This is a genomic window from Kitasatospora sp. NPDC002522, from assembly GCF_053595195.1.
In genome coordinates this window covers 49,739-62,775 of record NZ_JBSFXE010000015.1, presented here as the reverse complement: position 1 = coordinate 62,775, position 13,037 = coordinate 49,739, and the positions used below count along the sequence as shown (strand labels likewise).

12 protein-coding genes are annotated in these 13,037 nt (G+C 75.1%); 6 read left to right on the top strand and 6 right to left on the bottom strand.

Annotation, left to right across the window (positions count from 1 at the left end):
- Positions 1-41: 41 nt before the first annotated feature.
- Positions 42-1,781, bottom strand: coding sequence for a DUF4190 domain-containing protein (locus ACWD4U_RS15370; RefSeq protein ID WP_363459080.1), 1,740 nt, complete (start codon positions 1,779-1,781; stop codon positions 42-44).
- A 150-nt stretch (positions 1,782-1,931) separates the two neighbouring features.
- On the opposite strand from ACWD4U_RS15370, the gene ACWD4U_RS15365 reads away from it, so the two are divergent.
- From ACWD4U_RS15365 to ACWD4U_RS15355, 3 genes are all read left to right on the top strand, one after another.
- Positions 1,932-2,597, top strand: a complete 666-nt coding sequence (locus ACWD4U_RS15365; protein WP_363459078.1) for a GntR family transcriptional regulator — start codon at positions 1,932-1,934, stop codon at positions 2,595-2,597.
- A 4-nt stretch (positions 2,598-2,601) separates the two neighbouring features.
- On the top strand, positions 2,602-3,075 hold the full coding sequence (locus ACWD4U_RS15360) for an OsmC family protein (RefSeq protein ID WP_363459076.1): 474 nt from the start codon (positions 2,602-2,604) through the stop codon (positions 3,073-3,075).
- A gap of 110 nt (positions 3,076-3,185) precedes the next feature.
- Positions 3,186-4,673, top strand: a complete 1,488-nt coding sequence (locus ACWD4U_RS15355) for an alpha/beta hydrolase (RefSeq protein WP_363459074.1) — start codon at positions 3,186-3,188, stop codon at positions 4,671-4,673.
- Positions 4,674-4,759: 86 nt separating this feature from the next.
- Here ACWD4U_RS15355 and ACWD4U_RS15350 read toward each other — a convergent pair whose 3' ends face one another.
- Entirely contained in the window at positions 4,760-6,358 is a 1,599-nt protein-coding gene (locus ACWD4U_RS15350) for an ABC transporter permease (protein ID WP_363459072.1), read from the bottom strand.
- Positions 6,355-7,260, bottom strand: coding sequence for an ABC transporter ATP-binding protein (locus ACWD4U_RS15345; RefSeq protein ID WP_363459070.1), 906 nt, complete (start codon positions 7,258-7,260; stop codon positions 6,355-6,357). The genes ACWD4U_RS15350 and ACWD4U_RS15345 overlap by 4 nt, the downstream gene beginning before the upstream one ends.
- A 64-nt stretch (positions 7,261-7,324) precedes the next feature.
- Here ACWD4U_RS15345 and ACWD4U_RS15340 point away from each other — a divergent pair, with 64 nt between their 5' ends.
- On the top strand, positions 7,325-7,828 hold the full coding sequence (locus ACWD4U_RS15340) for a GbsR/MarR family transcriptional regulator (protein ID WP_363459068.1): 504 nt from the start codon (positions 7,325-7,327) through the stop codon (positions 7,826-7,828).
- A gap of 52 nt (positions 7,829-7,880) precedes the next feature.
- Here the strand turns inward: ACWD4U_RS15340 and ACWD4U_RS15335 are convergent, their stop codons facing one another.
- Genes ACWD4U_RS15335 through ACWD4U_RS15325 form a run of 3 tightly spaced genes read right to left on the bottom strand, consistent with a single transcriptional unit; the run spans position 7,881 to position 11,190 of the window.
- On the bottom strand, positions 7,881-8,960 hold the full coding sequence (locus ACWD4U_RS15335; protein ID WP_363459066.1) for a TolB family protein: 1,080 nt from the start codon (positions 8,958-8,960) through the stop codon (positions 7,881-7,883).
- Between the two features lie 34 nt (positions 8,961-8,994).
- A complete protein-coding gene (locus tag ACWD4U_RS15330; RefSeq protein WP_363459064.1) occupies positions 8,995-10,296 on the bottom strand; it encodes an MFS transporter in 1,302 nt (433 codons plus the stop codon).
- A 6-nt stretch (positions 10,297-10,302) separates the two neighbouring features.
- Positions 10,303-11,190 carry an alkaline phosphatase family protein gene (locus ACWD4U_RS15325; RefSeq protein WP_363459062.1) on the bottom strand — a complete coding sequence of 296 codons (888 nt, stop codon included), beginning with the start codon at positions 11,188-11,190 and terminating at the stop codon, positions 10,303-10,305.
- Positions 11,191-11,501: 311 nt separating this feature from the next.
- On the opposite strand from ACWD4U_RS15325, the gene ACWD4U_RS15320 reads away from it, so the two are divergent.
- Both ACWD4U_RS15320 and cobC read left to right on the top strand, forming a co-directional pair.
- Positions 11,502-11,984 (top strand): cobalamin biosynthesis protein, encoded by a 483-nt coding sequence (locus tag ACWD4U_RS15320; protein ID WP_363459060.1) that lies wholly within the window; start codon positions 11,502-11,504, stop codon positions 11,982-11,984.
- Positions 11,975-13,021 (top strand): Rv2231c family pyridoxal phosphate-dependent protein CobC, encoded by a 1,047-nt coding sequence (cobC, locus tag ACWD4U_RS15315; RefSeq protein WP_363459058.1) that lies wholly within the window; start codon positions 11,975-11,977, stop codon positions 13,019-13,021. Before ACWD4U_RS15320 ends, cobC begins: the two co-directional genes overlap by 10 nt.
- Positions 13,022-13,037: the final 16 nt, after the last annotated feature.

The window sequence follows — 13,037 nt, the reverse complement described above, 5'->3', positions numbered from 1 at the left end:
AAGGGCCGCCCCGGCCGGGGCGGCCCTTCGACGCGGCGGGGTCAGACCGCCTTGGTGGACGGGTTGCCCGACGGGTGGTGGGTGGGCGCGGCGTCCTGGGTGGACAGGCCCAGCGAGCGGCGCAGCGCGTCGATCTGGTCGTCGCCGAGGTGCTTGGCGGCGGTGGCGAGTTCACGCTTCTCGGTCGCCGCGTCCTTGGCGTCGCCGGCCGCCTGGTAGTGCTTGGCGGCCTCCTTCGACTCGGCCACCAGCTGGTCGACCAGCGCCTTCTGCTCGGGCGTCCAGTTCGCGGACGCCGACCACAGGCGGGACGCCTGCAGCTGGGCGGCGTCGGACATCTCCTTGGACCAGGTCCGGTACGCCGCCGGGTCGTCCTCGACCTTGACGCTCTCGGCCGGGCCGTCGTTCCACGCCTTGTCGAACTGGTTGGTGGCGTTCAGCAGCGCCTGCTGCTCCCGGGTCAGGTTGCTGGCGTCCTTGCGTAGCGTGCCGGTGCGGTCCTTGTCGTCGTCGATCAGGAAGCAGACCACCCGGCGGCCCAGCACGTTGTCCCAGGTGTCCTCGCCCGGGTGGAAGTAGTGGATGTTCACCGACTCGGGGAGCGACCAGGTGTCCATGACGTAGCCGTCGAGGTGGTCGTCGCAGAGCTTGTCGGCGTCCTTCTTGATCTTCGCGTCGCCCGGGTAGGTGCTGGTCATCTGCGGGGTCAGACCGGACCAGTAGACCTCGCCGTAGTGCTGCTGGGCGCAGTCGACGACCCGCACCCGGCCGGTCCCGCTCGCCTTGTTGAAGCACTGACCCTGGGTCAGGCTGAACGCCTGCGGGGTGTCCGGGGCCTTCGCGGTCGCCGTCGGGGTGCTGCCCCAGGTGGAGCGGCGCGAGTCGAACGCCGGGTCGTTGTAGTCCATGGTCGCCAGCACCACGATCGAGATCAGCAGCCACAGCGAGCCCAGCACGATGCCCGCGATGGCCATGCCCCGGCCGGCCCGGCCGGTGCGCTTGATCTGGTTCAGCGCGCCGATGCCGAAGCCGATGCCGCCGACACCCGCACAGCAGCCGAGCAGGCCCAGCACCAGCGCGGTGATGGCCAGCCCGCTGCTCCCCTGCTGCTGCGGCGGGTACGGGTAACCGGGGTACGGGTACCCCGGCCCGGGCGGCGGCGGGTACGCCCCGGCAGGCGGGGGCGGGTAGGCACCGGGCGGCGGGGGCGGGTAGGCGCCGCCGCCCCACGGCTGCTGCGGGGCACCGGCCGGCGGCTGCCCCTCGGGCGCGGCCCACGGGTTGGGTCCCGCCGCGGCCGGAGCCTGCGCACCGGCCCCCTCGGCGGGCACCGCCCACGGGTTGTACGGCGGCGGTTCGGACGGAGCGGAGGCTGACGCGTCGTCAGCCGGCGGAGCGTCGACCGGCGGCGCGACGGTGGTCGATGCGTCAACGGGCGGAGCGACGACGGTCGGGGCCTCGACGTGCGCGACGAGCGTGGGCGCGTCGACGGCCGGCGCGACGGCGGTGGGCGCGGCCTCGGCCGGCTCCGCGCTCCGCTTCTCGAAGGACAGCGGCGACGCGGCGACGACGGTCGGCGTCTCGTCCGGCGTCTCGTCCGGCGCGGCGGCGGCCGTGGTGCCGGCCGCGGCGGCGTCGGAGGCGCCCGCGGGCACGATCACCGTCGGGGCCTCGTCGGCGGGCGCGGTCTCGCCGCGCTTCTCGAACGACAGCGGCGGCGGGGCGTCGTCCCGGGTGACGTCCGGGCCGCCCTCCCCGGTGCGTTCCTGGTCGAACGACATGGGTGATTCCCCCCTGAGCATGGAACAGTTCGACGGCTGCGCGAATATAGCGGACCGCCGCGCCCGTCAACCAATGGGTTCCCCCGCCACCCTCCCGGTGCCCGCGCCCACCCATTGCATGCAATGTATGCAATCGCCTACGCTGGCCCCGTGCAGAGCGAGACGACCCGCCACCGACTGCGGGAGCTGATCCTGGACGGCCGCTATCCGCCGGGCGCCCGGCTGGCCGAGGTGGAGGTCGCCGAGGCCCTGGGCGTGAGCCGCACCCCGGTCCGTGAGGCGTTCCGCGCGCTCGCCTCCGACGGGCTGGTCGCCACGGCCGGCCGGGGCGTGCGGGTGGTGGAACTGGACGCGGCCGAACTGGCGCACGTCTACCGGGTGCGGGCCGCACTGGAAGGTCTGACCGCCGAGCTGGCCGCCGAACGCCAGCGCGCGGGCCGACTCGCCCCCGCCGACCTGGCCGAGCTGACCGAACTCGCCGACCGCACCCACCGGGCCACCGTGGACGGGCGGTTGACCGAGGCGGTCCGGCTGAACCGGCGCTTCCACCGCGCCGTCGCCGTCCTGGCCGCCAACCCGGTGGCGCTGCACGCCCTGGACCGGCTGTGGGACCAGATCCAGGTCTCGACCCGCCGCTCCCTGCACGCCCCCGACCGCACCGCCCTGGTCGACGCCCAGCACCGCGAGCTGCTCGCCGCGCTCACCGCCGGCGACCCCGGGGCCGCCCACGCCGCGGCCCGCCGCCACGTCCTGGACACCTGCACCGCCGCCGACGACCACACCGCCACCGACGCCCGCACCACCGGCAAGGAGTGACCCGATGGCCCTCTCCCACCACTACGCGATCCACGTCGCCTGGACCGGCAACCTCGGCACCGGCACCGACACGTACCGCTCCTACGGGCGCGACCACACGGTCTCCGCGGAGGGCCTGCCGCCGATCCACGGCAGCGCCGACCCGACCTTCCGCGGCGACCGCGGCCGGTGGAACCCGGAGCAGCTGCTGCTCGCCGCGCTCGCGCAGTGCCACATGCTCAGCTACCTGCACCAGTGCGCGGTCAACGACGTGGTGGTGCTCTCGTACACCGACGACGCGACCGGCACCATGCAGACCTCGGGCGGCGGCGGCCGGTTCACCGAGGCGCTGCTGAGCCCGCGGATCGAGATCGCCGAGGAGTCGATGCGCGAGCGGGCCCTCGCCCTGCACGGGCCGGCGAGCCGGGACTGCTTCATCGCCGCGTCGGTGAACTTCCCGGTCCGCCACGAACCGGTGGTGACGGTCCGCAGCAGCTGACGCTTCGTCACCTGTAGCTGCCTCCAGCGGACTTCCTGGGGCTGGCACCAGGGGAAAGTCGGAAGCTGGCAGGATCGTGCGTACCCGCGCGGCGGCGGAGGATTGCCGTCATGCGAATCACCCACCGCGCCGCCGCGCTCACCGCCGCCACCACCGCCGTCCTGGCCCTCACCGCGCCGCTCTCCGCCGCCGCACCCGCACCCGACCGTCCGGTCTGGGGCGCGTGCGCGGGCGGGGCGCCGGACGCGCGGCAGGAGTGCGCCACCGTCACCGTGCCCGTCGACTACCGGGAGCCGCGCGGGCCGCAGCTCACCCTGGCGATATCGCGGATCGCCACCGCCCGGCCGGAGTCCCGGCGCGGGGTGCTGGTGCTGATCCCCGGCGGCCCGGGCGGCTCGGGGCTGAACGGCCCGAGCAGCGCGGCCGCGCGGCTGCCCCGGTCGGTGCTGGACCGGTACGACCTGGTCGGCTTCGACCCGCGCGGGGTGGGCCGCTCCACGCCGGTCGACTGCGGGCTCGACCACGCCGACCTGTCGACCGGTCACCTGCTGCCCTGGCCCGCGCCGGACGGCTCGATCGACGCGAACCTCGCGAAGGCGCAGCGGATGGCCGAGCGCTGCGGCGCGCAGGGCGGCGCGGTGGAGCGCAGCCTGACCACGCGCAACGAGGCGCGGGACCTCGACCGGATCCGGCAGGCACTGGGCGAGCGCAGGCTGTCCGCCTGGGGCGTGTCCTACGGCACCTACGCGGGCGCGGTGTACGCCCAGATGTTCCCCGCGCACACCGACCGGATCGTGCTGGACAGCAACGACGACCCCGATCCGAGCCGGGTCGGCCGCGGCTGGCTGGCCGCGTACGCGGTGGGCGCCGAGGACCGCTTCCCGGACTTCGCGGCGTGGGCGTCCGGCCCCGCGGCGGGCGAGAACCGGATCGCCGACACCCCGGAGCAGGTCCGCGAGGCGTACCTGACGGCCGCTCAGCAACTCGACCGCGCCCCGCTGCCCTGGCCCGGGGCCAACCCGGAGCAGCTGGACGGCGCCGCGCTGCGCTCGGCGATGCTGAACAGCCTCTACGCGGACGCCAGGTTCCCCGCGCTCGCGCAGCTGATCCTGGCCGCCCAGGGCCGCCGCCCGCTGCCCGCCGCGGTCACGCCGCCGGACACCGCGCTGCAGAGCACCTTCGCGGCCTCGGCCGGCACGCTCTGCAACGACGTGGCCTGGCCCACCTCGCCCGCCTCGTACGCCTCGGCGGTGGCCGCCGACCGCAGCGCCCACCCGCTGACGGCCGGCATGCCGGTGAACGTGATGCCGTGCGCGTTCTGGCCCTGGAAGCCCGCCGAGCCGCCGGTGCGGATCACTCCTGACGGGCCGTCGAACGTCCTGCTGGTGCAGAACCTGCGCGACCCGGCGACGCCCTACGCGGGGGCGTTGAAGCTGCGCGCGGCGTTCGGCGACCGGGCCCGGATGGTGACGGTCGACTCGGGGGGCCACGACGCCTACCTGGCGAACGGCAACGCCTGCGGCGACGCACTGGTGACGGCGTTCCTGGCCGACGGGCACCGCCCCGCACGGGACGCCTTCTGCCCGAAGGCCGGGTGAGGCCGGGCGAAGGCGGTGCGCGGGGCAGTGCGCGGGGCGGTGCGGGAGCGGTGCGGGAGCGGCCGCAGAGCCGTCCTGACGCGCCGTCAGCCGAGGTCGCGGCGGCGCAGGCCGGCCAGGCCCGCGAGGGCGGTCAGCGCGGTCAGCGCGGTGATCCACAGCAGGGGTGCGGCGGTCGCCTCGCCGCCCGGCAGGTGCGGGAGGTGGCTGAACGGGGAGAGGTCGAGCACCCACTGGGAGAGCTGCAGGATCGGGCCGAGCCAGGCGATCAGCACGAACACCGCGAAGCCGGCCCAGCCCGCCGCCGACCAGCGCGGCAGCAGCCCGAGGACGGCCAGCGCCACCGCGGCGGTCAGCCACACCGCGGGCAGCTGGACCAGCGCGGCGGCCAGCATGTCGCCGACCGCGTGGCCGACCCCGCCGCCGACCGCCGCCCCCTCGGTGAGCCCGGCCGCCGTCCCGGCCACCGCCAGCATCAGCGCGCTGCCGAGCAGCGGGAAGACCAGGTGCCCGGCGGCCCAGCCGAGTCGCGAGACGGCGGTGGCGAGCACCGGTTCGGCCCGGCCGGCGGCCTCCTCGGCGCGCAGCCGCAGCACCGACTGCACGGCGTACACGGCGGAGATCATGCCGAAGATGGTGGCGATGCTGGCCAGGTAGGAGTCCAGCACGCCCTGGGTGCCGCCCAGTCGGGCCATCAGGTCGGCCATCTGCCGGTTGTCGCCGATCAGGTCGACGACGCCCTTGGCGACGCCGCCGAAGACCGCGCCGGCCGCGGCGAAGGCCAGCGTCCAGCCGAGCAGCGGGCCGCGCTGGAGGCGGCGAGCCAGGGCGGCGGCGCTGCGCAGGCCGGGCGCGGCCACGGCCGGACCGGGGCGCTGCGGGAGCAGGCCGGCGCCGAGGTCCCGGCGTTCGACCAGTGCGTAGCCGAGCGCGGTGAGCAGGGCGGCCGCGCCGAGCGGCAGCGCCAGCACCCACCAGCGGTCCGCCGCGAACGGGCGGACCTGCTCGGCCCAGCCGATCGGCGAGAGCCAGCTGACCCACCGCGCACCGGCGCTGGAGTCGCCGATCGCCCGCAGCACGAAGGCCACGCCGATCGCCGCGCCGGCCAGGCCGTTGGCGGCCCGCCCGGTCTCGGCGAGCTGCGCGGTGACGGCGGCCAGCGCGGCGAACAGCAGGCCGGTGGCGCCGAGCGCGAGGCCGAAGGCGAGCGAGCCGGCCGCGGCCTGACCGGCCGCCAGCAGCGCGGCGGCGACCAGCAGGGCGAGCGCCAGGCAGGCGGTGGCGGCGGTGGCGAGGGCGGCGGTCAGCGGGGCGCGGCGGCCGACCGCGCCCGCGCCGATCAGCTCCAGCCGGCCGTCCTCCTCCTCGGCGCGGGTGTGCCGGACCACCAGCAGGGTGGACATCAGCCCGGCCAGCACCGCGCCGAAGACGCCCATCCGCCAGGCCGTCAGCCCGCCGATGGTGGAGCCGTCGAAGATCGGCCCGTACAGGGCGCGCAGCGAGCCGTTGCCGTCGATGCCGGCGGCGAAGGTCCGCCGGGACTCCTCGGTGTCGTACAGCTTGCGGAAGGAGAAGACGGTGGAGGCGACCATGCCGGTGCCGACGTACACCCAGACCGGGAGCGCGATCCGGTCCCGGCGCAGGGCCAGCCGGTAGAGGATGCCGGTGCCGGTGAGGGCGCTCATCGGGCCGCCGCCGCTTCGGTGTCCTCGGCGTCGGACGCGTAGTGGCGCAGGAACAGCTCCTCCAGCGTGGGCGGCCGGCTGGTCAGGCTGCGCACCCCGACGGCGGTCAACTCGGCAAGTAGCTTGCCGAGTTGCTCGGAGTCGACCTGGCAGCGCAGCCGGTTGCCGGCGATCGTGAGGTCGTGCGCGTAGGCGGGGCGGGGCGGGGTGCCGGCGAGTTCGGCGTCGACCGAGGTGCGGGTGAGGTGGCGCAGGTCGGCGAGGGTGCCGGTCTCCACGGTGCGCCCGGCGCGGATGATCGACACCCGGTCGCAGAGCGCCTCCACCTCGGACAGGATGTGGCTGGAGAGCAGCACCGTGGCGCCCCGGTCGCGGGCCTCGGCGACGCACTCGCGGAACACCTCCTCCATCAGCGGGTCCAGTCCGGAGGTCGGCTCGTCCAGGATCAGCAGCTCGGCGTCGCCGGCGAACGCGGCGACCAGGGCGACCTTCTGCCGGTTGCCCTTGGAGTAGGCGCGGCCCTTCTTGGTCGGGTCGAGTTCGAAGCGCTCCAGCAGCGCGGCCCGGCGGCCGTGGTCGAGTCCGCCGCGCAGCCGCCCGAGCAGGTCGATCGCCTCCCCGCCCGACAGGTTGCGCCACAGCGTCACGTCGCCCGGCACGTACGCGATCCGGCGGTGCAGCTCGACGGCGTCGCGCCAGGGGTCGCCGCCGAGCAGCGCGGCGGTGCCCGAGTCGGCGCGCAGCAGGCCGAGCAGGACGCGGATGGTGGTGGACTTGCCGGAGCCGTTCGGCCCCAGGAAGCCGTGGACCTCGCCTCGTTCGACCTCGAGGTCGAGTCCGTCCAGGGCGCGGGTGCGGCCGAAGGTCTTCACCAGGCCGGACACCGAGATGGCGGTCGTCATGGGGCCGACGGTACTCTGGTTTCACAAATTCGTGAAGTTCATGAACGTTGTGGATCGGGGCAGCATGGGCGAGCAGCGGAACGGACCGACGGGCGGCGCGGAGGCGGAGCGGGATCCGGCGGCGGTGGCGGAGTTCGTCGAACGCTTCGCCGCCGTCCTGGTCGACGCCGGCTTCCCGCGGATGCCCGCCCGGGTGTTCACCGCGCTGCTGGCCACCGACTCCGGCCGGCTCAGCTCCGCCGAGCTCGGCGAGCTGCTGCAGATCTCCCCCGCCGCGGTCTCCGGCGCGGTCCGCTACCTCGCCCAGGTCGAGCTGGTCGGCCGCGAACGCGAGCCCGGCTCGCGCCGCGACCGCTACCGCGTCCACGACCACGTCTGGTACGAGGCCACCGCCAACCGCGACCGCTCGCTGGCCCGCTGGGAGGCGAGCCTCGCCGAGGGCGTCCTGACCCTCGGCCCCGACACCCCCGCGGGCGAACGCCTCGCCGAGTCCCTGGAGTTCTTCGCCTTCCTGCGGGTCGAACTCCCCCTGCTGATGGACCGCTGGCGCAACCGCCACCAGGACTGACGGCACCCTGCCTGACGGTCTTTCGGCTGACGGTGACTCAGCCGATGGGGACTCAGCCGAGGTAGGCCGGGGCGACGGCGGAGCGGGTGAGCAGCGCGGGCGCGCCGGTGCCGTCGGCGGGGACGGTCCACAGGTCCGAGCCGTAGTCGCCGGGGAGGGAGTAGAGCAGCGTGTGGGCGTCGGACCACAGGGCCTGGTCGTCGATGTTGCGGCTCTCGGCGGTGGCGGTCTCGGTCATGGTGGCCAGGTCGAGGACGTACAGGCGCCAGGGCGCGGCGGGGTCGGCGTCGGCGACCCGCTTCTTGTAGGCGACCCGGGTGCCGTCCGGGGAGAGCGAGGGGCACTCGACGTTCTGGTGCAGGGTGGTGAGGGTGCGCGCGGCGAGGTCGCCGCGGACCAGGTAGGTCTGGCCGCCGGTCGCGGCGGTGGCGTAGAAGTGCTCGTCGTCGGCGAAGGTGACGCCCCAGACGTTGACGTCGGGCGCCTGGAGCGGGTGGCCGTCCTTCAGGACGGCGAAGGTCTCCAGGTTGTCGTAGAACTGCCAGGTGCGGGTGTCGACGATGGCGCTGCGGGTGGAGAAGTCGGTGCCCGCGTAGGAGTCGCCGCTGACGAAGACCGTCCAGCCGACCAGGTGGCCGGAGGGCGAGACCCGGGCGCGGGTGGGGATGCCGGGGGCGGGGAAGTGCCTGAGCTCGTGCAGCTGCGCGTCGAGGACGGTGGCGCGGTAGGTGTCGTCGAGCGCGCCGTGCTCGGCCTGCAGGCAGATGCCGGTGCCGCCGGCCGCGTGGAAGCGCAGGCACTTCACGCCGGAGGCGGTGCGCGGCCCGTCGGGCCGGTCGGCGGGCACGGCGGCGACCTCGTCGCGGTGCGGGCCCCAGGCCAGGTTGCGGACCAGGAGTTGACGGCTCGTCGGCTCGAGCGTGACCGTGCCCGGGTGGACGGCCGGACCGCCGGCCTGCTCCTGGTCGCGGCGGTCGGACCGGTCCGCGGCGTACCAGACCGCGCCGCCGCCGATCCCGGCCAGCAGCAGCACGGCGAGCACCAGGACCAGGATCCGGCGGCGCAGCGCGGGGTCGCCGGTCGGCGGTTCGGGGGTGTCGGCGGCGGGGTCGACGGCGGTGGGGGCGGTCATCCGGGGGGCCTCTCGGTAGTACGGGGGACGGCGGTCAGGCCGCGGAGTCGGGGTCGGAGGGTCGCAGCAGCAGGGTGGCGGTGACCGCGGCGACGGTGAGCGCGGCGGCGGTGGCGGCGAGCGCGGTCCGTCCGCCCCACAGGCTCCAGGCGGTGCCGAAGGCGAGCGAGCAGGCGAACCTGGCCAGCGCCTGGCCGGTGCCGACCAGCGCCTGCCCGGCGCCCTGCTGCCCGTCCGGGACGGTGGCGGCGGTGGCCGCGGCCAGCACCCCGTCGGTGGCCGCGTAGAAGGTGCCGTGCAGCAGCAGGACCAGTACCGCGGCGAGGGCGCCGTCCAGCGGGGAGAGCACCACGGCGTACCCGGCCAGCAGGACGCCGTGGCCGGCCAGGAACAGCGCGCGGCGGCCGATCCGGTCGGCGACCAGGCCGAGCGGCACCGCGAGCAGCAGGAAGACGGCGGCGGTACCGAGCGGAAGCAGCGGGAACAGGTGGGCGGGCAGGTCGAGTTCGCGCTGCAGCAGCAGGTAGAGGAAGGCGTCGCTGACGGTGGTCAGGCCGAGCAGCACCGCGGCCAGGGTGAGCCGCCGCAGCGCGGGGCGGCGCAGCAGCGCGACCGCGTCGGCCAGGGTGGGCCGGACGGTCGGCGGTTCGTCGACCGCCTCGCCCTGCCGGGTGATCCGGTCCGGGACGAACAGCACCAGCAGCAGCACGCCCAGCACGGCGACGCACGCGCTGACCGTGAACACCGCGTTGTAGCTGGTCCGTTCGGACCGGTCGTCGACCAGGCGCAGCACCGCGAAGGCGAGCAGCGGGCCGATCAGCGCGCCGGTGGTGTCCATCGCCCGGTGCACGCCGAACGCCCGGCCGCGGTGCTCGGGTTCGGTGGCGAGCGAGATCATCGCGTCGCGGGGCGCGGTGCGCAGGCCCTTGCCGGTGCGGTCGACGGCGAGCACCGCGCTGATCGCGGGCAGCGTGTGGACCAGCAGCAGGAACGGCTTGCACAGCGCGGAGAGCCCGTAGCCGAAGCCGGCGACCAGCTTGTGGCCGCGGCCGCCGCGGTCGGCGAGGTGTCCGCCGAGCAGCCGCACCAGGGCGCCGACGCCGTTGTTGATCCCGTCGAGGAGGCCGAAGCCGAGCGGGGACAGGCCCAGCGCGGTGACCACGTACAGGGGCAGCACCGCACTGACCATCTCCGAGGAGACGTCGGTGACCAGGCTGACCGCGCCCAGGGCGAGCACGGTGCCGGGCACCGCGGCGGCGCGCCGCCCCGGGCGGGTGCCCGGGGCGACGGCCGTGGTGCTGCGGCTCTTGGTGGAGCGGGAGTCCGCGAGGTACATCAGGCGTCAGTTCCAGATGCCGGAGATGTCGGTGGCGGAGGCGGCGTTGCCCGCGTGGGTGCTCAGGCCCGCCAGGTCCTCGAGGGTGCGCAGCACGTTGTAGTGGTTGTACGTGGTGGAGCTGCTGGAGCCCGCGATGACGTGCTGGCCGTAGACCAGGGTCGGGATGCGGTTGCCGGAGAGGCTGTTGTCCTCGTCGAAGGTGACGACCAGCAGGCTGTTGTGGGTCTGCGCCCAGGTGGCGTACGCGCCCAGGTTGTTCTTGATCCAGTTGTCGCCGGTGGAGACCGAGCAGTCGTGCATGTCGCTGCACAGGTTCGGCACCACGAACGACACCTTGGGCAGGGTGGTGTAGTCGGTGGGGAACTGCGCGAAGGTGTACGCGGTGTTGGTCGGCACGTTGGAGAAGCCGAACCACGGGTTGTGCTTCTGCGCGTACTTGCCGCTGGAGCAGACGGTCGAGCCCTGGCTCGGCAGGGTCTCGTTGTAGCTGCCCCAGGTCTTGCCGGCGGCGATCAGCTCGGAGGCCAGGTTCGGCTTGTTGATCGAGCCGACGCTCACACAGCTGTCGTCCGTGCGGCCCTGGTTGGAGCCGGAGAACAGCATGTAGTAGTTCGGCTCGCTGGGGTGGGTCAGACCGTACGACTGGGTCAGGTTCGCGCCGCCGGCCTTGATGGTGTTGTTCAGGTACGGGGCGCTGGAGCTGCCGATCACCTGGCTGTACGCGTGGTTCTCCATCACCACGACGATCACGTGGTCGGGGGTCGGCAGCCCGGCGGCCTGGGCGGTGCTGCCGGTCGCGGCCCACAGGCCGAACGAGGCGGCGGTCAGGGCGACGGTGCTCGCGAGCGCGGTCAGACGGCGCTTGGCGCTGCGGCCGAGCGAGGCGGTCATAGCTGTCCTCCGGGGCGAAAGGGCTTTCGGGCAAGGGCAGTTGGAGCGCCGGAAACCCTAGGGGCGAGCAGCGACCTGAGGCTGTCCGGACGAGTGAAGAACAGCCGAACAGTTGGCTGTGCAACCGCCTCCGACCAGCACTTTTCGGCCAGCGGAGCAGCGCATCTCACACCTGTCCCGATTGACCCGCCTCGGACCGACATGGTGGGATCCTTCCCGGCCCCGAGCCCGCCGGCGGCCCGGTGGAGACCCGCCCGGGACCGGCGCGAAACGCCCGGGGCCGACCAGGTGGCGGACAGGAGGGGCCGGACGTGGCGCACGGGACGGACGCGAAGCGCCCCGCGGCTGACGCAATGTCGGCCGTCCGGGTGGTGCTCGGCGTGGGCTCCCGGCGCGGCGCGGACGCCGCCGAGGTGCTCCGGCTCGCGGACGACGCGCTCGCCGCGCTCGGCCTCGACCGCGCCGCCGTCACGCTGCTCGCCACCCTGGACGCCAAGACCGCCGAACCCGGACTGCTCGACGCCGCCCGCCGGTTGGGCGTCCCCCTGGTCGGCTACCCCGCCGCCCGACTCGCCGCCGTGCCCGTGCCCACGCCGTCCGCGACGGTGGCCGGAGCGGTCGGCACCCCGAGCGTCGCCGAGGCCGCCGCGCTGGCCGCCGCCGGCGCCGGCGGACGGCTGCTGGCGCCCCGCTCCGCCTCCCCGGTGGCCACGGTGGCGGTGGCCGCGGCCGCGGCCGGGTCGCCGAATGTCAGCGAATCCACCGTCAACGAGAGCCAGGAGCCGTGGAGTTGAATCCCGAACCCGATCTGCGCCACCACGGCGACGCCGAGGTCCGCACCCCCGGGCTGGTCGACCTGGCCGTCAACGTCCGCACCGGCACGCCGCCGCGCTGGCTGCGCGACCACCTCGCCGCGACCCTGGACACCCTGGCCGCCTACCCCGACGGCACCGCCGCGCGCGCCGCCGTCGCCGCCCGGCACGGCCGGCCGGTCGAGGAGGTGCTGCTCACCGCAGGCGCCGCGGAGGCCTTCGTGCTGCTCGCCCGGGTGCTGCGCCCGCGTCAGGCCACCGTGGTGCAACCGCAGTTCACCGAACCCGAGGCCGCGCTGCGCGACGCCGGGCACCCCGTCCACCGGGTGCTGCTGACCCCCGAGGACGGCTTCACCCTCGCCCCCGGCGCGGTGCCCGCCGACGCCGACCTGGTGGTGGTCGGCAATCCCACCAACCCCACCTCCGTCCTGCACCCGGCGGCCGCCCTGGCCGCCCTGGCCCGCCCCGGGCGCACCCTGGTGGTCGACGAGGCGTTCATGGACACCGACCCGGGCGAGCGGCAGTCGCTCGCGGCGGTCCGCGACCTGCCCGGACAGCTGGTGGTGCTGCGCAGCCTGACCAAGACCTGGGGCCTGGCCGGACTGCGGATCGGCTACCTGCTCGCCCCCGCCGACCTGGTCGCGCGGCTGGCCGCCGCCCAGCCGCTGTGGCCGGTCTCCACCCCTGCGCTGGCCGCCGCCGAGGCGTGCTCCTCCCCCGCCGCCCTGGCCGAGGCCGAGGCCGCCGCCCGCACCACCGCCGAGGACCGCGACCACCTGCTCAAGGGCCTCGCCGCGCTGCCCGCCGTCCGGGTGCACGGCGAACCCGCCGCGTCCTTCGTCCTGATCCACCTGCCCGGCGCCGACCGCGTCCGCGAGCGTCTGCGCACCGCCGGCTTCGCCGTCCGCCGCGGCGACACCTTCCCCGGCCTCGGCCCGGACTGGCTGCGTCTCGCCGTCCGCGACCGGGCCACCACCGACCGCTTCCTCACCGCCCTGGCCGCAGCGATCGCCGGGTGACGAGCCGTCAGGCCGC